This is a genomic window from Pseudomonas sp. TE3552, from assembly GCF_056278945.1.
This window is the reverse complement of record NZ_JBWBQJ010000001.1, coordinates 3,251,558-3,276,103: the sequence shown is the minus strand read 5'-3', so window position 1 is coordinate 3,276,103 and position 24,546 is coordinate 3,251,558. Positions and strand designations below refer to the sequence as shown.

Genomic DNA, 24,546 nt, shown 5'->3' with positions numbered 1-24,546 from the left:
CCGACTCCTCAGGCTATCTGCGCGGCAGCGGCGGCTTCGGCAGGCTGCGAGGCCCGCACGGTGCGCCAAGTGTTGTAAGCCATCAGGAACATGCCGCTGAGGAAGATCGCGCCGCCCATCAGTCGCACGACGAAGCCTGGATGGCTGGCCACCAGGGTTTCGACGAAGGAGTAGGTCAGCGTGCCGTCCTCGTTGATGGCGCGCCACATCAGACCCTGGGCAATGCCGTTGACCCACATCGAGGCGATGTACAGCACGGTGCCGATGGTGGCGAGCCAGAAGTGCGCGTTGATCAGGCCGATGCTGTGCATCTGCTCGCGACCGAAGACTTTCGGAATCATGTGGTATAGCGCACCGATGGAAATCATCGCCACCCAGCCGAGCGCGCCGGCGTGAACGTGGCCGATGGTCCAGTCGGTGTAGTGGGAGAGGGCGTTCACCGTCTTGATCGCCATCATCGGCCCTTCGAAGGTCGACATGCCGTAGAACGCCAGCGACACCACGAGGAAACGCAGGATCGGGTCGCTGCGCAACTTATGCCAGGCGCCTGAGAGGGTCATCATGCCGTTGATCATGCCGCCCCAGCTCGGCGCCAGCAGGATCAGCGACATCACCATGCCCAGCGACTGCGCCCAGTCCGGCAGTGCGGTGTAGTGCAAGTGGTGCGGGCCGGCCCAGATGTACAGGGTGATCAGCGCCCAGAAGTGCACGATCGACAAGCGATAGGAATACACCGGGCGTTCGGCCTGTTTCGGCACGAAGTAGTACATCATCCCGAGGAAACCGGCTGTGAGGAAAAAGCCTACGGCGTTGTGGCCATACCACCACTGCACCATGGCATCGGTCGCACCGGCATACAGCGAGTAGGACTTGGTCAGACTCACCGGCAATTCCAGGTTGTTGACGATGTGCAGGATTGCCACGGTGATGATGAAGCCACCGAAGAACCAGTTACCGACATAAATGTGTTTGGTCTTGCGCTGCATGATCGTGCCGAAGAACACGATGGCGTAGGCGACCCAGACGATGGTGATCAGGATGTCGATCGGCCATTCCAGCTCGGCGTATTCCTTGGAACTGGTGTAACCGAGCGGCAGGCTGATGGCAGCCAAGAGAATCACAAGCTGCCAGCCCCAGAAGCAGAACGCGGCGATTTTCGGCGCGAACAAGCGAGTCTGGCAGGTGCGTTGGACCGAGTAGAACGAACTGGCGAACAGGGCGCAGCCACCGAAGGCGAAGATCACCGCGTTGGTGTGCAGCGGGCGCAGGCGGCCGAAGCTGGTCCACGGCAGATTGAAGTTGAGTTCGGGCCAGACCAACTGGGCAGCGAGAAAAACCCCGAGCCCCATACCGACGATGCCCCACACCACCGTCATAATGGCGAATTGGCGGACCACCTTGTAGTTGTAGGCGGTACTGATAGAAGTGTTCATGGTTCCCCATCCACGGTTCAGCCGAAGTGAGCGCCAACAGCGCGCCCTTCGCCTGGAGTTATAGGCAGACTAAAAGCGAGGCAAGCATGGACAAACAGCACAAGGCCAGTATTGACGGGGATCAATGGGCGCAGTGCGTGCGGGATCATGGATGGCTGTGGAACGCCGCCGCAGGCAAGGCCTCGGCGACGCTGATTCTCGCTCACGGCGCCGGGGCGCCGATGGACAGTGGCTGGATGAGCGACATGGCTGCGCGCCTTGCTGCATCTGGGATCAATGTGCTGCGCTTCGAGTTTCCCTACATGGCGCAGCGGCGAGCGGACGGCGGCAAACGCCCACCGAACCCGGCACCGAAACTGCTGGAATGCTGGCGCGAGGTGTATGCCGTGGTGCGACACCATGTCGCCGGGCCGCTGGCCATTGGCGGCAAGTCCATGGGCGGGCGGATGGCCAGTCTGTTGGCCGATGAGTTGGGCGCGGATGCGTTGGTGTGCCTGGGGTATCCGTTTTACGCCGTCGGCAAACCGGAGAAACCACGGGTCGAGCATCTGGCGGGATTGAAGACGCGCACGTTGATCGTGCAGGGAGAGCGCGATGCGTTGGGTAACCGGGCGGCGGTCGAGGCTTACGCGTTGGCGCCGAGCATCGAGGTGTTCTGGCTGGTCGCGGGGGATCATGATTTGAAGCCATTGAAGGCTTCCGGGTTTAGTCATGAGCAGCATCTAGCGGCTGCGGCGGGGAAGGTGGCTGCGTTTCTTCAGTGAGATCTGCAGTGCCAGTTCGGGCCTCTTCGCGGGCTTGCCCGCGATGGGCATGGGTATCTACACATCTTCCCGATTCGGTGTACATATCCATTACTGCGGTAATGGCCACTTAGGGTTCCGCCCTTACGGCGGGTCACTTGGAAAAGCGAAACCGCCAGCGGCCGTGACCGCAGAAACGGATATGTACTCCAAAAACAGCAAGCCCCGGCAGTGAATCTCTGTAGCTCAAGAGATGTGTAGATACCTATGCCGCGATGGCGGCCTCACAGGCAACAAATTTTCAAAGGGACAATAAAAAACCGGACGCTTTCGCCGTCCGGTTTTTTTGCCTTCAAGCGCTATCAGCGGTTAAACCGCTCCACCAACGAATACTGGGTATTGGCGGTCTTGGTCAGTTCTTCACTCAACAGCGCCGAGTTCTGTGCCTGTTCCGAGGTCTGGTCGGCCAGGTGTGAGATGTTGCTGATGTTGCGGCTGATTTCTTCGGCGACGGCGCTTTGCTCTTCGGTGGCGGCCGCGATCTGGGTGGTCATGTCGGTGATGTTGGCCACCGCTTCGCTGATGCCCACCAGCGCCTGGTCCGCTTCCAATACCCGTGCCACACCTTCTTCGGCCTGGCGATGTCCCGTCTCCATGGTTTGCACCGCTGAGCTAGCGGTTTGTTGCAGCTTGGCGATCAGGGCATGGATCTGCCCGGTGGATTCGCTGGTGCGCTGCGCCAGTTGCCGAACTTCGTCGGCCACCACCGCAAAACCACGGCCCATCTCGCCGGCACGCGCGGCTTCAATCGCAGCGTTCAAGGCCAGCAGGTTGGTCTGGTCGGCGATGCCTTTGATCACATCGACCACGCCGCCGATTTCGTCGCTGTCCTTGGCCAGTTGCGTGACCGTCAGGCCGGTTTCACCGACCACCACCGACAGGCGCTGAATGGCTTCGCGGGTTTCCCCGGCAATGTCGCGACCGCGACCGGTCAGGCGATTGGCTTCCTGGGTGGCGTCAGCGGTGCGCTGCACGTGGCTGGCGACTTCCTGAGTGGTGGCGGCCATCTGATTGACGGCCGTGGCCACCTGCTCGGTTTCGACGCGCTGGCGTTCCAGGCCGGTGGAGCTGTTGTGGGCCAGGGTGTCGGACTGTTTCGCTTGCTCGGTCAGGTGTTCGGCGGTGTCCTGCAGACGGGTCAGGCAGGTTTTCAGGCGTGCTTCCTGGCTGAGGATCGACATTTCCAGACGCGCCTGGGCGCCGCGGCTGTCGGTGTACATCTGCGCGATCAGCGGGTCGGACGTGGTCTGCTCGGCCAGGCGCAGCAAACGCTTGATACCGCGCTGTTGCCAGCTCAAGCCCATCAAGCCCAACGGCACCGAAAGGCCGGCGGCGAGGGCGAAGCCCCATTGGGACGTCAGGGTGGCGCCGATCATGAAGCTCAACTGGCTGACCAGAATGAACGGTAGCCAGTCCTGAAGCACCGGCAGCCATTTGTCGCTTTGAGGAATGGCTGACTTGCCCTGGTTGATGCGTTGGTAGAGCGCTTCGGCGCGGCGGATCTGCTCGGCGGTGGGTTTGACCCGCACCGACTCGTAACCGACCAGCTGATTGCCGTCGAACACCGGTGTGACATAGGCGTTAACCCAGTAGTGATCACCGGTCTTGCAGCGATTCTTGACAATGCCCATCCATGGCAAGCCTTGTTTCAATGTTTCCCACATGTGCGCGAAGACCGCAGCCGGGACGTCGGGGTGACGAACCAGGTTATGCGGCGCACGGATCAGTTCCTCACGAGAAAACCCGCTGATTTCGACGAAAGCGTCGTTGCAGTAGGTGATCACGCCCTTGGCATCGGTGGTGGAAATCAACCGTTGCTGAGCCGGAAAGGTCCGTTCGCGTTGTGTAATGGGCTGGTTGTTACGCATGGCTTTTTCAATCCGCAAGGCTTTGAGAGGTTGTCGGCATCGTCAGGCATTTATTGAAATTTTTTTTCAATAATCGGTGGCTGCGTCGCAAAACGACCATTGCGTCACCCGGCGAGCATCGGATAGGTGAACAAGCCGAAATGCAGCAGATTCAAACCAAAGTGGCTGGCGATGGCCGCGCCCAACCCGCCGAAACGGTAAGCCAGGCCATAACCGACCCCCGCGAGGCCCGCCAACAACACCCATTGCCAACCGGCACCCAGATGAACCAGGCCGAACAGCAAAGAGGCAAGCAATAACGCGAGGTTGTCGCCGTAAGGCAGGTGTTTGAACTGTCGGCTCAGACCGCCCTGGATGTAACCGCGAAACAGCGCTTCCTCTACCACGGTCACCAACAGCAGATTGTTCAGCAGCCACAACCAGGCCTGATCCGGCCATTTCGGTGCCCAACTGATCACCCCCAGCAACAACGCGCCACCCAAGGCCAGCACGGCGCTCACGATCAGGGCGAGGGCGCTGGCATAAACAGACAGTCGCAGGGAGCGCCGGCCGACAATCCATGGGCAAACCAGCAACAGCCAGAAGCCGACCAGCGGTTTGTCCAGATTCAGGTACATGGCGAACGGCACGGCATCGTCGGTAAAACGCTGGGGATCGATGGCGCGACCGTTGTAGAAACCGGGAAGCCAGTGTGTCGCCAGCGCCACGGCCAGGAAGATGAACAAGCCGTGGCCGAGGTAGCGACCGAAGGGAACCTGTTGCTGGCGAACGGCGAAACCGGCGATCAGCAGTAACCCGAAAGAAATGGCAGCCAGCCAGCCGAGATGGCCGTAGATCAACGCCAGGCTGTAGCCAAGGGAAAGAAGTGCCAGATAAGTCCATGGCAGAGCAAGCATTTGAAGTCCTTGTGTCAGAGATTCTGCGGATTGCCCACAGTCCCTGTGGGAGCGACCCATGGTGAGGGGGCTCCCACATTTGATCTGTGATCGACATGAAAATGGGCGCGCGATTATAGAGACGTACACCGCGTAAACAAAAACACCGCCCGAAGGCGGTGTCGTTGTCAGCAGGCTGTTACGAGGCAATCAACTGCCGCAACACGTAATGCAAAATCCCGCCGGCCTTGAAGTACTCCACCTCATTGAGGGTATCGATCCGGCACAACACCTCGACCTTTTCCGTGTTGCCATCTTCACGGGTGACGACCAGTGTCAGGTTCATGCGCGGGGTCAGTTCGACACCCGTCAGGCCAAGGATATCCAGGGTTTCCTTGCCGGTGAGGTTCAGGCTCTTGCGGTTCTGATCCAGCTTGAACTGCAACGGCAACACGCCCATGCCCACCAGGTTGGAACGGTGAATCCGCTCGAAGCTTTCCGCGATGACCGCTTTGACCCCCAGCAAATTGGTGCCCTTGGCTGCCCAGTCGCGGCTCGAACCGGTGCCATATTCTTGTCCGGCGATCACCACCAGCGGTGTCCCCGATGCCTGGTAACGCATCGCCGCGTCGTAGATCGGCAGCTTCTCCCCGGTCGGAATATAAATCGTGTTGCCGCCTTCTTCGCCACCGAGCATCTCGTTGCGAATGCGGATGTTGGCGAAGGTGCCGCGCATCATCACTTGATGGTTGCCGCGACGGGAGCCATAGGAGTTGAAGTCCCGCGGTTCCACCCCTTGCTCGCGCAGGTACTGGCCGGCCGGGCTGTCAACCTTGATGTTGCCGGCCGGGGAGATGTGGTCGGTGGTCACCGAATCTCCGAGCAGCGCGAGGATTTTCGCCCCTTCGACGTCCTTGACCACCGGCGCAGGACCACCAATGTCATCGAAGAAGGGCGGATGCTGGATATACGTCGAATCGTTGTTCCAGACATAAGTCGCCGCCTGCGGCACTTCGATCGCCTGCCACTGCTCGTCGCCGGCAAACACTTCGGCGTACTCCTTATGGAACATCGCGGTGTTCACCTGCGTCACCGCGTCGGCGATTTCCTTGGTGCTGGGCCAAATGTCTCGCAGATAAACCGGGTGACCGTCCTTGTCGTTGCCCAAAGGCTCGCTGCTGATGTCGATGCGCACCGTGCCGGCCAGCGCATAGGCAACGACCAAGGGCGGGGAGGCGAGCCAATTGGTTTTCACCAGCGGATGCACGCGACCTTCGAAGTTGCGGTTGCCCGACAGCACCGAGGCGACAGTCAGGTCGGCTTTCTGAATGGCTTTTTCGATCGGCTCCGGCAACGGCCCGGAGTTGCCGATACACGTGGTGCAGCCATAGCCGACCAGCGCAAAACCGAGTTGGTCGAGGTAGTGGGTCAGGCCGGCCGCCTTGTAGTAGTCGGTGACCACTTTCGAGCCAGGCGCCAGGGAACTCTTGACCCAGGGTTTGCGCTTGAGGCCTTTTTCCACGGCTTTTTTTGCCAATAGTCCAGCCGCCATCATCACGCTGGGGTTGGAGGTGTTGGTGCAGGACGTGATCGCGGCAATCACCACCGCACCGTTTTTCAGTCGATGCATATGGCCTTCGTGGGCGTAGTCCGCTTCGCCGATCAGATCGGCGTTGCCCACCGCGACGCCACCGCCACCCTCACTTTCGAGGCGACCTTCTTCCTTGCTGGTCGGTTTGACTTGCAGTCCGAGAAAGTCAGTGAACGCTTGTGCGACATTCGGCAACGAGACGCGGTCCTGCGGGCGTTTCGGCCCGGCGAGGCTGGCTTCGACGCTGCCCATGTCCAGTGCCAGGCTGTCGGTGAACACCGGCTCTTTGCCAGGCAGGCGCCACAGCCCCTGGGTCTTGCAGTAGGCCTCCACCAGTTTCACGGTTTCCGGGGTACGGCCGGACAGGCGCAAGTATTCCAGTGTCACCTCGTCCACCGGGAAGAAGCCGCAGGTGGCGCCGTATTCCGGGGCCATGTTGGCGATGGTCGCGCGGTCGGCCAGCGGCAGGTCGGCGAGGCCGTCGCCGTAGAACTCGACGAATTTACCGACCACGCCTTTCTTGCGCAGCATCTGGGTGACGGTCAGCACCAGATCGGTGGCGGTGATGCCTTCCTTGAGCTTGCCGGTGAGTTTGAAGCCGATCACTTCCGGAATCAGCATCGACACCGGTTGGCCGAGCATCGCCGCTTCCGCTTCGATCCCGCCCACGCCCCAGCCGAGTACGCCGAGGCCGTTGATCATGGTGGTGTGAGAGTCGGTGCCAACCAAAGTGTCCGGGAAGGCATAGGTGCGCCCGTCCTCGTCCTTGGTCCAGACCGTGCGGCCCAGATACTCGAGGTTGACCTGGTGGCAAATGCCGGTGCCCGGTGGCACCACACTGAAATTGTCGAAGGCGCTCTGGCCCCAGCGCAGGAAGGCGTAACGCTCGTGGTTGCGCTGCATTTCGATGTCGACGTTTTGTCCGAAGGCGCTTGCCGTGGCGAACTTGTCGACCATCACCGAGTGGTCGATCACCAGGTCCACCGGCGACAGCGGATTGATTCGCTGCGGGTCGCCACCAGCCTTGGCCATGGCGGCGCGCATGGCGGCCAAGTCGACCACGGCGGGCACGCCGGTAAAGTCCTGCATCAATACCCGCGCGGGACGGTACTGGATTTCGCGGTCGGAGCGGCGCTCCTTGAGCCAGGCGGCAATCGCCTTGAGGTCGGCGCCGGTGACAGTTTTTTCGTCCTCCCAGCGCAGCAGGTTTTCCAGCAGCACTTTCAACGACATCGGCAGCTTGTCCAGATCACCCAGGCTCTTGGCGGCTTCAGGCAGGCTGAAATAGTGATAGGTCTTGTCGTCGACTTGTAAGGTTTTAAGGGTTTTCAGGCTATCGAGGGACGGCATTGAAATGACTCCTTTAGATCCGCACGGCTACGGACTGACGGGAAGGGCAGAGCTCTAAACCTAGCCCTGTTTATACGTTAAGGCTAATAACTGGACTCTACGGGCAAGTCCAAGGTTCCGATCTCGGCTATCATGCGCCGGTTTTCGTGACAGGCTTTGCTTCAACGCAAGCCTGGGCATCGCGCAGTGGCTGAATTCTTCGCCATCTGCCCAGGAGTAAGAATGAACACCCTCTTTATGCATTGCCGGCCGGGCTTCGAAGGTGAAGTCTGTTCCGAGATTTCCGAACATGCCGCGCGGCTGAACGTGGCCGGTTATGCCAAGGCCAAGACCGCCAGCGCCTGCGCCGAGTTCATCTGCACCGAAGAAGACGGCGCCGAGCGCCTGATGCGCGGTCAGCGTTTCGCCGAACTGATCTTCCCGCGCCAGTGGGCTCGCGGAATTTTCATCGACTTGCCGGAAACTGACCGCATCAGCGTGATCCTCGCGCACATGGCAGATTTCCCGCTATGCGGCAGCCTGTGGCTGGAAATGGTCGACACCAACGATGGCAAAGAACTGTCGAACTTCTGCAAGAAATTTGAAGGCCACCTGCGCAAGGCGCTGATGGCAGCCGGCAAACTGGTGGAGGACGCCAACAAGCCGCGGCTGCTGCTGACCTTCAAGAGCGGCCGCGAAGTGTTCATGGGCCTGGCGGAGTCGAACAATTCGGCGATGTGGCCGATGGGCATTCCACGCCTGAAGTTTCCCCGTGAAGCGCCGAGCCGTTCGACGTTGAAGCTGGAAGAGGCCTGGCACCATTTCATCCCCCGCGACCAGTGGGATGAGCGTCTGCACAGCGACATGACTGGTGTCGACCTCGGCGCCGCACCTGGCGGCTGGACCTGGCAACTGGTCAACCGCGGCATGCTGGTGACCGCCATTGACAACGGCCCGATGGCCGAAAGCCTGATGGATACCGGTCTGGTGCAGCACTTGATGGCCGACGGTTTCACCTTCAAGCCCAAGCAACCGGTGGACTGGATGGTTTGCGACATCGTCGAGAAGCCGGCGCGCAACGCGGCGATGCTGGAAGAGTGGATTGGCGAGGGGCATTGCCGAGAAGCGGTGGTCAACCTCAAGCTGCCGATGAAACAGCGTTATGCCGAAGTGAAACGCTTGCTGGAGCGTATTGCCGAGGGGTTCAAGGCGCGGGGCATTCGGGTTGAAATCGGCTGCAAGCAGCTGTATCACGACCGCGAAGAAGTGACCTGCCACCTCCGCCGGTTGGACGTGAAGAAACCCAAGTCCCGATGATTCACACGGACCCATGTGGGAGGCTTGTGTGGCGAGGGAGCTTGCTCCCGCTGGGCTGCGCAGCAGCCCTAAATGGGACACCGAGATCTTTCTGATAGACCGCATAGCCAGAATTGGGGTCGCTTCGCGACCCAGCGGGAGCAGGCTCCCTCGCCACATACCCGGCAATGCGCGACAATGCCGGCAAGTTTCAGGAGTAAACCATGAGTGAAATGATCGATACGCCGGTAGACGGCACCCTCGACGCCACCGGCCTCAACTGCCCGGAACCGGTGATGATGCTGCACCAGCACATCCGTGACCTGGTGCCCGGCGGCCTGCTGAAGGTGATCGCCACCGATCCGTCGACCCGTCGCGACATTCCCAAGTTCTGCGTGTTTCTCGATCACGAGCTGGTCGCGCAGCACGAAGAGGCAGGCACCTACCTCTACTGGATCCGCAAGAAACTCGCTTAACCCGCCGAATGGCTGATGCGGATCCGCTTGCGTGCACTGCGCGCCAGGCGGATCGACAGCATCAGCGCCGCGCAACTCAAGCCGACGATCAAACCCTGCCACAGCCCGCTCGGGCCGCTCGGCGTGCCGAACCAATCGGTCAGGCCCAGGGCATAACCCACCGGCAAACCGATGCCCCAATAAGCGAACAGCGTCAGGATCATCGTCACGCGAGTGTCCTGATAGCCCCGCAGTGCGCCAGCCGCCGTCACTTGGATGGCATCGGAAAACTGGAACAGCGCCGAGTACACAATCAGCATCGCGGCCACGTGAATCACCGTCGGGTCGGCGGTGTAGATCGCCGCGATGGGTTCACGCAGCAACAGCATCAGGCTCGCCGACAGGCAAGCGTAAGCCAGCGCAGTGCCCATGCCGACACCGGCGGCGAAGCGTGCTTCGCGGGGTTCTTCACGACCCAGTGCCTGGCCGACCCGTACGGTCACGGCCATGCCGAGGGAGTAGGGGATCATGAACACCAGTGAGCTGAAGTTCAGGGCAATCTGGTGCCCGGCGACCACGGTGGCGCCGAGGCTGCCGATCAGCAGCGCGATCACCGCGAAGATGCTCGACTCGGCGAACACCGCGATGCCAATCGGCAGGCCGATGCCCAGCAAGCGCTTGATCACCGCCCACTGCGGCCAGTCGAATCGGCTGAACAATTGGCTCGACTGATAGGCCGGGGCCCAGCGCTCCCAGCCGGCCATGCCCAACGCCATCACCCACATCACGATCGCCGTGGCCCAGCCGCAGCCGACACCGCCCATGGCCGGCACACCGAAGTGGCCATAGATGAAGATGTAATTGAGCGGAATATTCAGTGTCAGCCCGCACAGGCCAAGGACCATGGCCGGGCGGGTGCGACCCAGGCCATCACTGAAGCAGCGCAGCACGTGATAGATCGCGACGGCGGGCAGGCCGCTGGCGATGCCGTGCAAGTACTGCATGCATGGCCCGATCAGCTCGGGATCGACCTTCATGATGTGCAGGATCGGTTCGGCGCTGAACAGCATGCCAGTCGCCATCAAGCCCACCACCAGCGCCAGCCACAAGGCCTGACGCACGATCGGGCCAATCTCGCTGTGGGTGCCGGCGCCGAAGCGCTGGGCGACTTTCGGGGTGGTGGCCAGCAATGTGCCGGTCATCAGCAGAAACACCGGTACCCAGATCGAGTTGCCCAGTGCGACGGCCGCGAGGTCGCGAGGCCCGACACGACCCGCCATCACCGCATCGACGAAGCCCATCGCGGTGGTCGCCAGTTGCGCGATCATGATCGGCAACGCCAGGCCGAGCAGGTTTCTCAGCTCCAGGCGAACCCGGGACGGGCGGTTGAGGGAAATAGCGGTGGGGCGGTCAGTCACGGAATTCAAGGCGAAACGTCCAAAGGGTTTTGATGCGCGAGGTGGCGCATTCTACGCCTTGACGCAATGGTCAGGAAAATTGCTGTGTTAGGGATTTGTAAATGGTTTCGAACGTCGCGACATTCCCTGTGGCGAGGGGGCTTGCCCCCGTTCGGCTGCGAAGCAGTCGCCAATCCATTGCACGTGGTGTGTCTATAGTTGCACGTGCAGCTTCAAGGGGCCGCTTCGCAGCCCAACGGGGGCAAGCCCCCTCGCCACAGGGGCGGTGGTGCTCATCACTTCGAGTTGCGCAATGCCCGCTGGCCCACGACGGTCATCTACGCCTAAACTGCCGATCCGCCAAAGGAGCCTGCCATGCTGATTGTTGCCGACGAAAATATCCCGCTGCTCGATGCCTTCTTCGAAGGTTTCGGTGAAATCCGCCGGGTGCCAGGACGTTCCATCGACCGCGCCACTGTCGAGCAGGCCGATGTGCTGCTGGTGCGCTCGGTGAGCAACGTCAACCGCGCATTGCTCGAAGGCAGCAAGGTGCGCTTTGTTGGCACTTGCACCATCGGCACCGATCACCTGGATCTGAATTACTTTCAACAGGCCGGCATCACCTGGTCCAGCGCGCCAGGCTGTAATGCCCGGGGCGTGGTCGATTACGTGCTGGGCAGCCTGCTGACCCTGGCCGAAATCGAAGGCGCCGACCTGACTCAGCGCACCTACGGCGTGGTCGGCGCCGGCGAAGTGGGGGGGCGGCTGGTCAAGGTTCTGCAAGGACTGGGCTGGAACGTGCTGGTCTGCGATCCCCCACGGCAAGCCGCTGAAGGGGGCGATTATGTCAGCCTCGAGCAGATCATCGCGCAATGCGATGTCATCAGCTTGCACACTCCACTGCACAAGCAAGGCCCTCAGGCAACCTGGCATCTGTTCGATAAAAACCGTTTGAACCAACTCAAGCCCGGCACTTGGCTGATCAATGCCAGTCGTGGCCCGGTGGTAGACAACACCGCCCTGCGCCAGGTGCTGTTGCAGCGCGAAGATCTGCAAGCGGTGCTGGATGTCTGGGAGGGTGAGCCTGAGGTCGATGTGGCATTGGCCGAGTTGTGTGTGCTGGCGACGCCGCACATTGCCGGTTACAGCCTCGACGGCAGACAGCGCGGGACGGCGCAGATCTATCAGGCGCTTTGCAAGTACCTTGGGCAACCGGAGCAGGTCAGCCTGGACGATTTGCTGCCAGCGCCTTGGTTGGCGGCAGTGACGTTGAACGCCGACAGCGATCCGGCCTGGGCGCTGGCGATGTTGTGCCGTGGCGTGTACGACCCGCGCCGTGACGATGCGAATTTCCGTCGCAGCCTTGTAGGCAGCGTAAGTGAGCAGCGTGCGGCGTTCGACGCGCTGCGCAAGCATTACCCGCTGCGACGTGAGATCGATGGGTTGAAGGTGCGGATCGAGGGGGATTCGCCGGCGTTGCACAAAATTGTGGCGGCGCTGGGGGCTTCGGCTGTCTGAATACCGCATTGGGTGCGCAGCAACCTCAAAAGACACCCATAAAAAACCCGGCCAATCGGGGCCGGGTCAAGAAGACGGTGGCTATATCACTCTTGTTCGGCAGGCTTGACCAATCGCTTTTCCAGTTCGCGGCAAGCGTCCTGGATCATGTTTTCAGTGATCGGTACTTCACGCCCATCCTTATCGATAATCGAGCAACCCAGAGACTGGTCTGGCTGTGTGCGGATCACTTGAATCTTGTCATCGCTGCTGTTTTGCAAGGACATGGCCTGTCTCCTCATCAGGTTGTGTGCTTACTGTAAAACCGCCAGGTGACCGGGCTGTGACAACTCCCTGCGATCTTTCAGGTCGGCATCTCCAGTCCATCAGAAATACCCCGACGTTTCCACCCGGACTTTAGACCAATAATCTCTAGTCACTAGTCTTGGCGGTCATAATTAACCTGACTCATTGTGATTTACAGCGTTCAATCCCGTCGGCCGGTGTAGGCTTGAGCGGGTCAAAACCACAGGTTGCGCCATCGGATGATCTTCATGCTCTCTTCCCGTCAACGTCGCGCCATTCGTCTGGCCAGTCGTTTCATCATGCCGTACCGCTGGCCAGCCCTCGGCGCCTTGCTGGCGTTGATCGTTACTGCTGGCATCACCTTGTCCATGGGGCAGGGGATTCGCCTGCTGGTGGATCAGGGGTTCATGACCCAGTCAGCGCATTTGCTCAACCAGTCCATCGGCCTGTTCATGCTGCTGGTGGTCGGTCTGGCGATCGGCACTTTTGCGCGCTTTTACCTGGTGTCGTGGATCGGCGAGCGCGTTGTCGCGGATATCCGTCGTCAGGTGTTCAACCATCTGGTCTACCTGCATCCGGGTTTCTATGAAGACAATCGCAGCTCCGAGATCCAGTCACGACTGACCGCCGACACCACGCTGCTGCAATCGGTGATCGGCTCTTCGCTGTCGCTGTTCCTGCGTAACGGGCTGATGGTGATCGGCGGGATTATCTTGCTGTTCGTCACCAACCCCAAACTCACCAGCATCGTGGTGGTCGCGTTGCCGCTGGTGGTCGCGCCGATCCTGATCTTCGGTCGCCGGGTGCGTACCCTGTCGCGCATGAGCCAGGACCGGATTGCCGATATCGGCAGTTATGTCTCCGAAACCCTGAGTCAGATCAAGACCGTGCAGGCCTACAACCATCAGGTTCAGGACGAGCAGCGTTTTGCCGCGACCGTGGAAGAGGCTTTCAACACTGCCCGCAAACGCATCTTCCAGCGGGCCTGGCTGATTACCTTGGTGATCGTGCTGGTGTTGGGCGCGGTGGGGGTGATGCTCTGGGTAGGCGGCATGGATGTCATCGCCGGGCGGATTTCCGCGGGTGAACTGGCAGCGTTTGTCTTTTACAGCCTGATCGTCGGCGCTGCCTTCGGCACCTTGAGTGAAGTGATCGGCGAACTGCAGCGAGCGGCGGGAGCGGCGGAGCGGATTGCCGAGCTGTTGCGCTCGGAAAACATCATCCAGCCACCGACCCAGGGGCTGGTGACGTTGCCGAAGCGGGTGAAGGGCGATCTGGTGCTGCGCGACGTACGCTTTTCCTACCCGTCGCGTCCGCAAAGCTATGTCGTCGATGGTTTGAATCTGACAATCAACGCCGGCGAAACCCTTGCACTGGTCGGGCCGTCCGGTGCCGGCAAGTCGACGGTGTATGACCTGCTGTTGCGTTTCTACGACCCTGCCGAAGGGCGCATCCTGCTGGACGGTGTACCGCTGACCCAGCTCGATCCTCTGGACCTGCGTCGCTGTTTCGCCCTCGTTTCGCAAACCCCGGCGCTGTTCTTCGGCAGCATCGAGGAGAACATTCGCTATGGCCACCCGACGGCAACCTTGGCCCAGGTCCAGGAAGCCGCGAAAATCGCCTATGCCCACGACTTCATCGAGCAAATGCCTAACGGTTACCAGACCCACCTCGGCGACGCAGGCCTCGGTTTGTCCGGCGGGCAACGTCAGCGTCTCGCCATCGCCCGGGCGCTGCTGGTGGACGCACCGATCCTGCTGCTGGACGAAGCCACCAGCGCCCTCGACGCCCAGAGCGAACACCTGATCCAGCAAGCGCTGCCCAGCCTGATGAAAAACCGCACCACGCTGGTCATCGCCCATCGACTGGCCACGGTGAAAAACGCCGACAGGATCGCGGTGATGGATCAGGGGAACGTGGTGGCAGTGGGGACGCATCAAGAGTTGATTGCGAGTAATGCGCTGTATGCGCGATTGGCTGCGTTGCAGTTTAGTGATGGGCGCCATGCCCCAACCGACCAAGTAACCGACTAAGTAACCGACCAAGTAGAGCACCATAAAAAATGCCCGCATCAATCGATGCGGGCATTTTTGTCAGCGTTTCAAAGCAGTCTCATTGATCGTCAAAGTAACGTTCATGCCAATCCACCAGCGGTTGCGGTGAGTTGAGTTTCTGGCCGTAGATCACCGAGTAGGACAGCACGTTCTGCACGTACTGGCGGGTTTCGTCGAACGGGATGCTTTCAACCCACACATCGAAGCTCAGGTGATCGGCGCCGCGCAGCCATTGACGCACGCGGCCGGGGCCGGCGTTGTAGGCGGCGGAGGCGAGGACGCGGTTGCCGTTGAACTGGCTGTGCACCTGGCTCAAGTAAGCGGCACCGAGCTGGATGTTCTTGTCCGGGTCGAGCACTTGCTGCGGCGAGGCCAGGGGAATGCTGAATTTGCGTGCGGTTTCCTTGGCGGTGCCGGGCATCAGTTGCATCAAGCCGCTGGCGCCGACGCCGGAACGCGCGTCGTCCATGAAGGCGCTTTCCTGACGAGTGATGGCGAACACCCAGCTCGAGTGCAGGCCACGGACCTTGGCTTCACGCACCAGGGTATCGCGGTGAGCCATCGGGAAGCGGATGTCCAGGTCGTCCCAGTACTGCGCCTTACTGATGGTGCGGATTGCCGGGAAATACCATTTCAGGTCGTAGGCCAGTTTCGCCTGGGCGACCATTTCGTCACGACTGAAATGCTGGCTGACGTGATACCACTCGCGTCGGCCGTCGACGATCTGCCCGCGTGCATGGAACTCCAGCGCGCGGCGCACACCTGGGGTATTGCGCACCTTGTTGATCAGCGCCTGGCTGAGTACCAGCGGTTTGTTGATCAGCGAATAGGGGGACTGCGAGCGATCGGCCGCCAGGAAACCGTAGAAGTCGCGTTCGCGAGCCAGGCCCTTGTAGAGCGTCTGCGCTTGCGGATTCTGCGGCTGCGCCAGTTCCAGGCTGCGCGCCTGCCAGTAACGCCAGCGGTTGGTGGTGGCCAGGTCCTGCGGCAAGCGGCGAGTCAGCTGATAGGCATCGTCCCAGCGGGCCAGGCGTAACAACAGGCGCAAGCGCCATTCGGATACGGTGTTATCGCGCAGTTCCGGGTCGTATTTGGTCATGACGTCCAGCGCGCGGCTGTCGAAACGTCGTGCGAGGGTCAGGCCGATTTCCCGGGCAATCGCGACTTTTTCGTCACGGGAGAAGTGCATGCTGCTGGCGTAGCCGTCGAGCAGGGCCATGGCCCTGTCCGGATCCTGACGGGCCAGGCGGCGCAGGCCAAGGCTGACGATATCGGACATCGGCTCATCGGCCGGGATGAAGCGCGACGGCTGGTTCAGCAGTTCGGGTTTCTGCGCCACATCCACCAGCAGGCGGCCGCGGGGGGCGAGGGTCGTCAGGCCATTGATCAGGCTGTTGGCCAGTGGGTAGTTGCTGGCCTGAGCTGCGAGCTTGGTGCGTTCCCAGCGTTTCTGTTCAGTCAGTTGGCCATCGGCGGCCCACATGCCGAACACCGCATCGCAAGCGTCGGGCCGGGTTTTGCCGGTCAACCAGAGTTTGTCGGCGTTGGCGTAGCCTTCGGCCTTACGGTTATGGCTGATCTGATACTGCGCGTTCAGGCAGTCCAGTTCGGTGAAATTGAGCTTGGGGTCATAATATCTGACGAACGTTTCCCAATCGCCGCGTTCGGCCAGCCAGCGCAACCAGCGCAGTTTCATCCAGTTGGCTTGTGGCAGGTCGCCGTGTTCGGCGAGGAATTTCTCGATTTCGGCGTTGCTCGCGGTTTTCAGCCGCGCGGTCAGCTCGTCATAAGCCAGGTAGGGCTCCAGCGGATAATCACGCAGGGCCTGGCTGTAACGGAAATAAGGGCCGGAGTCGCCTTTGGCCAAGGCGCGCTTGGCTTCATCGTAATACTGGCGTTGGGTGGACAGGTCCACCGCCTGGGCGGATTGAGCGGCAGCGGCTGAAAGAAGCAAACACGAAAAAAGACTGAAAAGGCGACTGCGCATGAGACGTCCGGGCAGAGAAATCATGACAAGTGCAGGCGAGGCCGGCACTGAATTGTCTGTAGCTTAGCCTTTTGCCAGCAATGGGCGAAAGCTTTGCCGAGCGGTCGGCACAAGTTCGCAACAATTGTCATGCAGAGTGTGGCCAAGGTGAAATTGCCGGCCTTCTGAAGCCTCAACTCAGGTAGAATGCGCGCCCGGTTTTTGGAGAAGCTCATGACCCTGCTCAAATTCAGCGATGTGTCCCTTGCTTTCGGCGCTATGCCGTTGTTGGACAAGGTGTCCTGGCAGATCGCCCGTGGTGAGCGGGTGTGCATCATCGGCCGCAACGGCACTGGCAAGTCCAGCATGATGAAGCTCGTCAAGGGCGACCAGAAGCCCGACGACGGCTCCGTTTGGCGCGCACCCGGCCTCAAGATCGGCGAATTGCCGCAAGAATTGCCGGTAGCCGACGAGCGGACCGTGTTCGATGTGGTTGCCGAAGGCCTTGACGGTGTTGGCGAACTGCTCGCGCAGTATCACCACCTGAGTCAGAACATCGTCACTGACGCCGACCTGGACAAACTGATGCACGTCCAGCACGATCTCGAAGCCCGTGATGGCTGGCGTTTGCAGCAACTGGTCGACAGCACCTTGAGCCGTCTGCAGTTGCCCGCCGACAAGACCCTCGCCGAACTGTCCGGCGGCTGGCGTCGTCGCGTCCTGCTGGCTCAGGCCCTGGTTTCCGAACCGGATCTGTTGCTGCTCGACGAACCGACCAACCACCTGGACATCGGTGCAATCGCCTGGCTTGAAGAAGCACTGAAGGATTTCCAGGGCGCCGTGCTGTTCATCACGCACGACCGTTCCTTCCTGCAAAACCTGGCTACCCGCATTCTGGAACTGGATCGCGGCGGCCTGATCGACTGGAACGGCGATTACGCCAGCTTCCTCGTTCACAAGGAAGCCACGCTGGCTGCTGAAGAAACCGCCAACGCGTTGTTCGACAAGCGCCTGGCCCAGGAAGAAGTCTGGATCCGCCAGGGCATCAAGGCTCGTCGCACCCGTAACGAAGGCCGCGTCCGCGCGCTGAAAGCCCTGCGTGTCGAGCGTAGCGAACGCCGTGAACGCACCGGCAAGGCCAATATTCAGCTGGAAACCGCGGATAAGTCCGGCAAACAGGTGATGGTCCTCGAGAACGTCAGCTTCGCCCACCCGGGTGGCCCGTTCCTGATCAAGGATTTCTCGATGGTCCTGCAGCGCGGTGACCGTATCGGTCTGCTCGGCGCCAACGGTACCGGCAAGACCACGTTGTTGAAGCTGATGCTCAGCGGTCTGCAACCGACCAGCGGTAAAGTGGAAGAGGGGACGCGCATCGACGTGGCCTACTTCGACCAGTTGCGTCACCAGCTGGACCTGGAAAAGACTGTGATCGACAACGTGGCCGAAGGTCGCGATTTCATCGAGATCGATGGTCAGAGTCGTCATGTGTTGAGTTACCTGGGCGATTTCCTGTTCAGCCCGCAGCGTGCCCGCACGCCGGTCAAGGCGCTGTCCGGCGGTGAGCGTGCCCGTTTGTTGCTGGCCAAACTGTTCAGCAAACCGGCGAACCTGCTGGTGCTCGACGAACCGACCAACGACCTGGACGTGGAAACCCTCGAGCTGCTGGAAGAGGTCTTGCTGACCTTCAACGGCACCGTGCTGATGGTCAGCCACGACCGGGCATTCCTCGACAACGTGGTCACCAGCACCCTGGTCTTCGAAGGTGAAGGCAAAGTTCGCGAATACGTCGGTGGTTATCAGGACTGGCTGCGTCAGGGCGGCTCGCCGCGCCTGCTGGGCGTGACCGAGAGCAAGTCCGGCAAGGCCGACTTGAACTCGGCTGTGGTGACGGCCGAACCTGCACCGGTTGCTGCAGTGGAAGCGCCAGCACCGGTGGCGAAAAAGAAGCTCAGCTACAAGCTGCAGCGTGAGCTGGAAGCCCTGCCGGGTCAGATCGAAGCCATGGAACAGCAGATCGCTGTCGTTGAAGCGCAGATGGCGGATGCCGGTTTTTATCAGCGTCCCGCGGCCGAGACCGCTGCAGTGATCGCTCAGCTGGAGCAGTTGCAGGCTGAACTCGACATAATGGTCGAGCGTTGGGCCGAGCTGGATGCCTGATTGAGCCTGCGATAAAAAAGCCCGGCGTTCAGTGATGAACGCCGGGCTTTTCATATGGAATGCGATCTACTGAGCGGGTGTAAATCCAGTGTGGGAGCGGGCTTGCTCGCGAAGACGGTATATCAGCCGACTTCAATGTTGAATGACACGCCGCTTTCGCGAGCAAGCCCGCTCCCACATTAGTTTTGTGTTGTCAGCTTTTGATCAGGCGTACCGCAAGCACATCGCAAGGCGCGCCGTGCAGCACGTCATTGGCGGTGGAGCCCAGTAATAGCGCCAGACCATGTCGGCCATGACTGCCCACCACGATCAGGTCGCATGTTTGTTCCTTGGCGAGGTGGTGAATCTCCTGGCGCGGCTGGCCGTAGGTCAAGTGGCTGTATTCCTTGGAGAGTTCCGGGTATTTCACGATCAACCGCTCAAGGCGCTCCTTGGCCTGATCGAACTGTTGTTGTTGCAACTGGGAAAGGTCCATCGGCACGTCGCCACCAAAGGCCATGGCCATCGGTTCGACGATATGCACCAGGGACAGCTTTGCGCCATTGCTCACCGACAGTTCGCGGGCGCGGTGGATTACAGGATCGCACTCTTCGGTTAGATCTACAGCGACCAGAATGTGGTTGTAGGGCATGAGGTGCTCCTCCTGAGGATTGCAATATTGGTAAGTATGGCTGGTTTCAAGCGCATTGGTTTCAAAGTGACTCAATGGGCTCATCAAGAATCGGGAGTACAGATATGACGGTCTGGATAGTGGTGTCAATCCTGCTGGTGGTGTTGAGCCCGCTGGCCTGGTTGCGACCGTCTCGCAGTCAGAGCGGGCGCATGGCCCTGCGCATGGAGGCGCGACGCATTGGCCTTGCCATGCAGCTGGCGCCTCAGGAGTGGCCACACTGGCTGAGCCAGGAGCCTCCGAGCCCTTGCGCCCAGTACCACCGGCCGCGCCGTGGCACGCAGCCGGCGTGCTGGAGTTACTGGCAGAAAGCGTCAGGTGTGTGGGTCAATCAATGGCAGGAGGTTTGCGAGGATGGAGTGCTGCTCGATCATTTCGGAAAATTGCCGGCCAACGTCTACAAGGTCGAGGCGGACAAGCAAATGATTGCCCTGTATTGGGGCGAGAAGGGCGAGGCCGAGGTTCTGCAACAGATCGATGCCACGCTGAAAGCACTTGCCTGAAACCCGATCTGTAGCAGCTGCCGAGCCTGCGAGGCTGCTGCTACATGAGGCAATAAAAAGCCCGACATCATCATCGGGCTGGAGTTGGCCAGGCAGGCCGGTAATTCCTTGTGGCGCTGATCTTACGCTGGGCATTCGTCCAAAGCGTTCAATTTTTTTCTTCAGGACCCCCGCCAGCGTAGCTTGTTAAACACAGGCTGCCGCGAATTAGGGCGACTTTTCTAACGATTGATTCTATGAATGGCCGCACATGCATCAGCGTGTTGCAGGTCTTCGTGGTACGGAAGTGACCGGAAAGTCGCGTTTCAACCAGTATTTTGGGCGATTGACAATTGCCGGAAATTCCGTGAAGGTGACGTACCCAAATCAAACGGGCGTATGAATTGAGCGTTTGTATTACAGGCCGCTCCTACAGAATCCCGACTATCGCGTTGGCGGGTGTGCCGGGTGAGTTGGCGTTAGCATTGACGATAAACGTCCCTGCCGAACCAGCCGCCTGCGTCCGACGTGTACTGTTCAGCTTCCATATCGTGGAGATCAGTTGATGATTTACGAAGGTAAAGCCATCACGGTTAAGGCTCTTGAAAGTGGCATCGTCGAATTGAAATTCGACCTCAAGGGTGAGTCCGTCAACAAGTTCAACCGTCTAACCCTGAACGAACTGCGTCAGGCTGTAGACACCATCAAGGCAGATGCTTCGATCAAGGGTGTGATCGTCAGCAGTGGCAAGGACGTGTTCATCGTCGGCGCCGACATCACCGAATTCGTCGACAACTTCAAGCTGCCGGATGCAGAGCTTGTTGCTGGTAACCTCGAAGCCAACAAGATTTTCAGCGATTTCGAAGACCTCAACGTCCCGACTGTCGCCGCGATCAATGGCATCGCACTGGGCGGCGGTCTGGAAATGTGCCTGGCGGCGGATTTCCGCGTCATGGCCAGCACCGCCAAAATCGGTCTGCCGGAAGTCAAACTGGGCATCTACCCAGGCTTCGGCGGTACCGTGCGTTTGCCGCGCATCATCGGTGCCGACAACGCCATCGAGTGGATTGCCGCCGGTAAGGAAAACCGCGCTGAAGACGCACTGAAAGTCGGTGCCGTCGACGCCGTGGTCGAGTCGCAGAAGTTGCAGGAAGCGGCGCTGAACCTGATCAAGGGCGCCATCAGCGGTGAATTTGACTACAAGGCCAAGCGTCAGCCGAAGCTGGAAAAACTCAAGCTCAACGCCATCGAACAAATGATGTCGTTCGAAACCGCCAAAGGTTTCGTGGCAGGTCAGGCAGGCCCGAACTACCCGGCGCCGGTCGAAGCGATCAAGACTATCCAGAAAGCCGCGAACTTCGGTCGTGACAAGGCCCTGGAAGTCGAAGCCGCTGGTTTCGTCAAACTGGCCAAGACCTCTGCCGCGCAGAGCTTGATCGGTCTGTTCCTGAACGATCAGGAACTGAAGAAAAAGGCCAAGGCCTACGACGAAATCGCCAAGGACGTGAAGCAGGCCGCCGTATTGGGCGCCGGCATCATGGGTGGCGGTATCGCTTATCAGTCGGCCTCCAAAGGTACGCCGATCCTGATGAAGGACATCAACGAGAACGGTATCGAGCAAGGTCTGGCTGAAGCCGCCAAGCTGCTGGTGGGCCGCGTTGATAAAGGTCGCATGACCCCGGCCAAGATGGCTGAAGTGCTCAATGGCATTCGTCCGACCCTGTCCTACGGCGATTTCGGTCACGTCGACCTGGTCGTCGAAGCCGTTGTCGAGAACCCGAAGGTCAAGCAAGCCGTTCTGGCCGAAGTTGAAGGCAAGGTCAAAGAGGACACCATCCTCGCGTCCAACACCTCGACCATTTCCATCACCTTGCTGGCCAAAGCCCTCAAGCGTCCGGAAAACTTCGTCGGCATGCACTTCTTCAACCCGGTGCACATGATGCCGCTGGTTGAAGTCATCCGTGGCGAGAAGTCCAGCGAAGTGGCCGTTGCCACCACCGTTGCCTACGCCAAGAAAATGGGCAAGAACCCGATCGTCGTCAACGACTGCCCGGGCTTTTTGGTCAACCGCGTGCTGTTCCCGTACTTCGGCGGTTTCGCCAAGTTGGTCAGCGCCGGTGTGGACTTCGTCCGCATCGACAAGGTCATGGAAAAATTCGGCTGGCCGATGGGCCCGGCGTACCTGATGGACGTGGTTGGCATCGACACCGGTCACCACGGTCGTGACGTCATGGCTGAAGGCTTCCCGGACCGCATGAAAGACGACCGCCGCTCGGCCGTCGACGTGCTCTACGAAGCCAAGCGCCTGGGCCAGAAGAATGGCAAGGGCTTCTACGCCTACGAGACCGACAAGCGCGGCAAGCAGAAGAAAGTCGCCGATCCTTCGGTACTGGAAGTGCTCAAGCCAATCGTTTTCGAACAGCGCGAAGTGACTGACGAAGACATCATCAACTGGATGATGATCCCGCTGTGCCTGGAAACCGTGCGTTGCCTGGAAGACGGCATCGTCGAAACCGCTGCCGAAGCCGACATGGGTCTGGTCTACGGTATTGGTTTCCCTCCATTCCGTGGCGGTGCGCTGCGCTACATCGATTCGATCGGTGTTGCAGAGTTCGTTGCCCTGGCTGACCAGTACGCTGATTTGGGCGCGCTGTACCACCCGACCGCGAAGCTGCGTGCAATGGCCAAGAACGGTCAGAGCTTCTTCGGTTAAGCGCCCACACTAGAGCGAGAGTGAAAGTATATGAGCTTGAATCCTAGAGACGTCGTGATTGTCGACTTCGGTCGTACGCCGATGGGCCGCTCCAAGGGCGGCATGCACCGCAACACCCGCGCCGAAGACATGTCGGCGCACCTGATCAGCAAATTGCTGGAACGTAACGTCAAGGTCGACCCGAACGAAGTCGAAGACGTGATCTGGGGCTGTGTGAACCAGACCCTGGAGCAGGGCTGGAACATCGCCCGCATGGCGTCCCTGATGACTCAGATCCCGCACACCTCGGCCGGCCAGACCGTCAGCCGTCTGTGTGGCTCGTCCATGAGTGCACTGCACACGGCGGCGCAAGCGATCATGACCGGTAACGGTGACGTGTTCGTCGTTGGCGGCGTCGAGCATATGGGCCACGTGAGCATGATGCACGGTGTCGATCCGAACCCGCACATGTCCCTGTATGCAGCGAAAGCTTCGGGCATGATGGGCCTGACTGCAGAAATGCTCGGCAAAATGCACGGCATTACTCGCGAACAACAGGACGCCTTTGGCGTGCGCTCCCACCAACTCGCCCACAAGGCGACCGTGGAAGGCAAGTTCAAGGATGAAATCATCCCGATGCAGGGTTACGACGAGAACGGTTTCCTGAAACTGTTCGACTACGACGAAACCATTCGTCCGGAAACCACCCTGGAAAGCCTGGCGGCTCTCAAGCCTGCTTTCAACCCGAAGGGCGGCACCGTGACAGCCGGTACTTCGTCGCAGATCACCGACGGTGCTTCGTGCATGATCGTGATGTCGGCGCAGCGTGCCCAAGACCTGGGCATCCAGCCGATGGCGGTGATTCGTTCGATGGCAGTGGCAGGTGTGGACCCGGCGATCATGGGCTATGGTCCAGTACCGGCAACGCAGAAAGCACTGAAGCGCGCGGCTCTTGGCATCAACGACATCGACTTCTTCGAACTCAACGAAGCTTTCGCCGCACAGGCCTTGCCGGTGCTGAAAGATTTGAAAGTACTCGACAAGATGAACGAGAAGGTTAACCTGCACGGCGGCGCGATCGCCCTGGGTCACCCGTTCGGTTGCTCCGGTGCACGTATTTCGGGCACTTTGCTGAACGTGATGAAGCAGAATGGCGGCACCTTCGGGGTGGCTACCATGTGCATTGGTCTCGGCCAAGGCATCTCCACCGTCTTCGAACGCGTTTAAGCGTTTCGTCGATGGAAGCCGGGGCCAAGTGCCCCGGTTTTTGTTTTTCCGGATTTATTTTGTTTTTATTTTGAAAAAATTTGAGTGAGGGCCAAAGCATGCCGATACAACCTGGGCTCTACGAACATTACAAAGGTCCGCAGTACCGCGTATTCGCTGTTGCGCGGCATTCGGAAACCGAAGAAGAAGTGGTCTTCTACCAAGCCCTGTATGGCGATTACGGCTTTTGGGTACGTCCCTTGAGCATGTTCCTGGAGTCGGTCGAAGTTGACGGCGAACAGGTGCCACGCTTTGCTTTGGTGCAAGCCGAACCGAGCATTTTTCCGCAGCCATAAGCTGAGTGCGCGCAGAACCCTGCGCTTGACCTCACCTTGTAGCCACTATATATAGCGGTGCCGCGTCAGGCGCCAACCGCCTTTCACTTCTAGAATTCAGGAATTTTCTGATC

The 24,546-nt window shown here is 60.0% G+C and carries 18 protein-coding genes; 10 read left to right on the top strand and 8 right to left on the bottom strand.

Annotated features, from left to right (window positions below):
• Positions 1 to 8: 8 nt before the first annotated feature.
• Positions 9 to 1,433, bottom strand: coding sequence for a cytochrome-c oxidase, cbb3-type subunit I (ccoN, locus tag ACZ9BB_RS14605; protein WP_476214380.1), 1,425 nt, complete (start codon positions 1,431 to 1,433; stop codon positions 9 to 11).
• An 86-nt stretch (positions 1,434 to 1,519) separates the two neighbouring features.
• On the opposite strand from ccoN, the gene ACZ9BB_RS14600 reads away from it, so the two are divergent.
• Positions 1,520 to 2,197, top strand: a complete 678-nt coding sequence (locus ACZ9BB_RS14600) for an alpha/beta family hydrolase (protein WP_476214379.1) — start codon at positions 1,520 to 1,522, stop codon at positions 2,195 to 2,197.
• Positions 2,198 to 2,538: 341 nt separating this feature from the next.
• Here the strand turns inward: ACZ9BB_RS14600 and ACZ9BB_RS14595 are convergent, their stop codons facing one another.
• From ACZ9BB_RS14595 to acnA, 3 genes are all read right to left on the bottom strand, one after another.
• On the bottom strand, positions 2,539 to 4,104 hold the full coding sequence (locus ACZ9BB_RS14595; RefSeq protein ID WP_476214378.1) for a methyl-accepting chemotaxis protein: 1,566 nt from the start codon (positions 4,102 to 4,104) through the stop codon (positions 2,539 to 2,541).
• 104 nt (positions 4,105 to 4,208) lie between these two features.
• Positions 4,209 to 5,000, bottom strand: coding sequence for a lysostaphin resistance A-like protein (locus ACZ9BB_RS14590; protein ID WP_476214377.1), 792 nt, complete (start codon positions 4,998 to 5,000; stop codon positions 4,209 to 4,211).
• A gap of 178 nt (positions 5,001 to 5,178) precedes the next feature.
• On the bottom strand, positions 5,179 to 7,920 hold the full coding sequence (acnA, locus tag ACZ9BB_RS14585) for an aconitate hydratase AcnA (protein ID WP_476214376.1): 2,742 nt from the start codon (positions 7,918 to 7,920) through the stop codon (positions 5,179 to 5,181).
• 222 nt (positions 7,921 to 8,142) lie between these two features.
• On the opposite strand from acnA, the gene rlmM reads away from it, so the two are divergent.
• Together rlmM and tusA are read left to right on the top strand one after the other, a co-directional pair.
• A complete protein-coding gene (gene rlmM / locus ACZ9BB_RS14580; protein WP_476214375.1) occupies positions 8,143 to 9,216 on the top strand; it encodes a 23S rRNA (cytidine(2498)-2'-O)-methyltransferase RlmM in 1,074 nt (357 codons plus the stop codon).
• Between the two features lie 203 nt (positions 9,217 to 9,419).
• Positions 9,420 to 9,671, top strand: coding sequence for a sulfurtransferase TusA (tusA, locus tag ACZ9BB_RS14575; protein WP_007907805.1), 252 nt, complete (start codon positions 9,420 to 9,422; stop codon positions 9,669 to 9,671).
• On the opposite strand, the gene ACZ9BB_RS14570 is transcribed toward tusA, so the two are convergent.
• A complete protein-coding gene (locus ACZ9BB_RS14570; RefSeq protein WP_476214374.1) occupies positions 9,668 to 11,077 on the bottom strand; it encodes an MATE family efflux transporter in 1,410 nt (469 codons plus the stop codon). The genes tusA and ACZ9BB_RS14570 overlap by 4 nt on opposite strands.
• Before the next feature lie 345 nt (positions 11,078 to 11,422).
• Here ACZ9BB_RS14570 and pdxB point away from each other — a divergent pair, with 345 nt between their 5' ends.
• Positions 11,423 to 12,565, top strand: a complete 1,143-nt coding sequence (pdxB, locus tag ACZ9BB_RS14565; protein ID WP_476214373.1) for a 4-phosphoerythronate dehydrogenase PdxB — start codon at positions 11,423 to 11,425, stop codon at positions 12,563 to 12,565.
• 86 nt (positions 12,566 to 12,651) lie between these two features.
• Here pdxB and ACZ9BB_RS14560 read toward each other — a convergent pair whose 3' ends face one another.
• Positions 12,652 to 12,831, bottom strand: coding sequence for a PA1571 family protein (locus ACZ9BB_RS14560; RefSeq protein WP_105339568.1), 180 nt, complete (start codon positions 12,829 to 12,831; stop codon positions 12,652 to 12,654).
• A gap of 267 nt (positions 12,832 to 13,098) precedes the next feature.
• On the opposite strand from ACZ9BB_RS14560, the gene ACZ9BB_RS14555 reads away from it, so the two are divergent.
• Entirely contained in the window at positions 13,099 to 14,883 is a 1,785-nt protein-coding gene (locus ACZ9BB_RS14555) for an ABC transporter transmembrane domain-containing protein (protein ID WP_476214372.1), read from the top strand.
• A 79-nt stretch (positions 14,884 to 14,962) separates the two neighbouring features.
• Here the strand turns inward: ACZ9BB_RS14555 and ACZ9BB_RS14550 are convergent, their stop codons facing one another.
• Entirely contained in the window at positions 14,963 to 16,891 is a 1,929-nt protein-coding gene (locus tag ACZ9BB_RS14550) for a transglycosylase SLT domain-containing protein (RefSeq protein WP_476214371.1), read from the bottom strand.
• A gap of 213 nt (positions 16,892 to 17,104) precedes the next feature.
• Here ACZ9BB_RS14550 and ACZ9BB_RS14545 point away from each other — a divergent pair, with 213 nt between their 5' ends.
• Positions 17,105 to 19,027, top strand: coding sequence for an ATP-binding cassette domain-containing protein (locus ACZ9BB_RS14545; RefSeq protein ID WP_476214370.1), 1,923 nt, complete (start codon positions 17,105 to 17,107; stop codon positions 19,025 to 19,027).
• A 193-nt stretch (positions 19,028 to 19,220) separates the two neighbouring features.
• Here the strand turns inward: ACZ9BB_RS14545 and ACZ9BB_RS14540 are convergent, their stop codons facing one another.
• Positions 19,221 to 19,658, bottom strand: a complete 438-nt coding sequence (locus ACZ9BB_RS14540) for a universal stress protein (protein ID WP_007907790.1) — start codon at positions 19,656 to 19,658, stop codon at positions 19,221 to 19,223.
• Between the two features lie 104 nt (positions 19,659 to 19,762).
• On the opposite strand from ACZ9BB_RS14540, the gene ACZ9BB_RS14535 reads away from it, so the two are divergent.
• The 4 genes from ACZ9BB_RS14535 (at position 19,763) to ACZ9BB_RS14520 (ending at position 24,433) form a co-directional block, all read left to right on the top strand.
• The gene (locus ACZ9BB_RS14535; protein WP_476214369.1) at positions 19,763 to 20,200 is read left to right on the top strand and encodes a hypothetical protein; all 438 of its coding nucleotides are present in this window, start codon (positions 19,763 to 19,765) and stop codon (positions 20,198 to 20,200) included.
• 544 nt (positions 20,201 to 20,744) lie between these two features.
• Positions 20,745 to 22,892: a fatty acid oxidation complex subunit alpha FadB gene (gene fadB, locus ACZ9BB_RS14530; RefSeq protein WP_476214368.1), complete on the top strand. Its 2,148-nt coding sequence runs from the start codon at positions 20,745 to 20,747 to the stop codon at positions 22,890 to 22,892.
• Between the two features lie 30 nt (positions 22,893 to 22,922).
• Positions 22,923 to 24,098: an acetyl-CoA C-acyltransferase FadA gene (gene fadA, locus ACZ9BB_RS14525; RefSeq protein ID WP_476214367.1), complete on the top strand. Its 1,176-nt coding sequence runs from the start codon at positions 22,923 to 22,925 to the stop codon at positions 24,096 to 24,098.
• Positions 24,099 to 24,196: 98 nt separating this feature from the next.
• Complete coding sequence (locus tag ACZ9BB_RS14520) at positions 24,197 to 24,433, top strand: DUF1653 domain-containing protein (RefSeq protein ID WP_105339560.1); 237 nt, start codon at positions 24,197 to 24,199, stop codon at positions 24,431 to 24,433.
• The last annotated feature ends 113 nt before the right edge of the window (positions 24,434 to 24,546 follow it).

Bases quoted from the DNA above. Each gene is read 5' to 3' on its own strand.
- ccoN (WP_476214380.1), bottom strand. From the start codon at position 1,433: ATGAACACTTCTATCAGTACCGCCTACAACTACAAGGTGGTCCGCCAA.
- ACZ9BB_RS14600 (WP_476214379.1), top strand. From the start codon at position 1,520: ATGGACAAACAGCACAAGGCCAGTATTGACGGGGATCAATGGGCGCAG.
- ACZ9BB_RS14595 (WP_476214378.1), bottom strand. From the start codon at position 4,104: ATGCGTAACAACCAGCCCATTACACAACGCGAACGGACCTTTCCGGCT.
- ACZ9BB_RS14590 (WP_476214377.1), bottom strand. From the start codon at position 5,000: ATGCTTGCTCTGCCATGGACTTATCTGGCACTTCTTTCCCTTGGCTAC.
- acnA (WP_476214376.1), bottom strand. From the start codon at position 7,920: ATGCCGTCCCTCGATAGCCTGAAAACCCTTAAAACCTTACAAGTCGAC.
- rlmM (WP_476214375.1), top strand. From the start codon at position 8,143: ATGAACACCCTCTTTATGCATTGCCGGCCGGGCTTCGAAGGTGAAGTC.
- tusA (WP_007907805.1), top strand. From the start codon at position 9,420: ATGAGTGAAATGATCGATACGCCGGTAGACGGCACCCTCGACGCCACC.
- pdxB (WP_476214373.1), top strand. From the start codon at position 11,423: ATGCTGATTGTTGCCGACGAAAATATCCCGCTGCTCGATGCCTTCTTC.
- ACZ9BB_RS14560 (WP_105339568.1), bottom strand. From the start codon at position 12,831: ATGTCCTTGCAAAACAGCAGCGATGACAAGATTCAAGTGATCCGCACA.
- ACZ9BB_RS14555 (WP_476214372.1), top strand. From the start codon at position 13,099: ATGCTCTCTTCCCGTCAACGTCGCGCCATTCGTCTGGCCAGTCGTTTC.
- ACZ9BB_RS14550 (WP_476214371.1), bottom strand. From the start codon at position 16,891: ATGCGCAGTCGCCTTTTCAGTCTTTTTTCGTGTTTGCTTCTTTCAGCC.
- ACZ9BB_RS14545 (WP_476214370.1), top strand. From the start codon at position 17,105: ATGACCCTGCTCAAATTCAGCGATGTGTCCCTTGCTTTCGGCGCTATG.
- ACZ9BB_RS14540 (WP_007907790.1), bottom strand. From the start codon at position 19,658: ATGCCCTACAACCACATTCTGGTCGCTGTAGATCTAACCGAAGAGTGC.
- ACZ9BB_RS14535 (WP_476214369.1), top strand. From the start codon at position 19,763: ATGACGGTCTGGATAGTGGTGTCAATCCTGCTGGTGGTGTTGAGCCCG.
- fadB (WP_476214368.1), top strand. From the start codon at position 20,745: ATGATTTACGAAGGTAAAGCCATCACGGTTAAGGCTCTTGAAAGTGGC.
- fadA (WP_476214367.1), top strand. From the start codon at position 22,923: ATGAGCTTGAATCCTAGAGACGTCGTGATTGTCGACTTCGGTCGTACG.
- ACZ9BB_RS14520 (WP_105339560.1), top strand. From the start codon at position 24,197: ATGCCGATACAACCTGGGCTCTACGAACATTACAAAGGTCCGCAGTAC.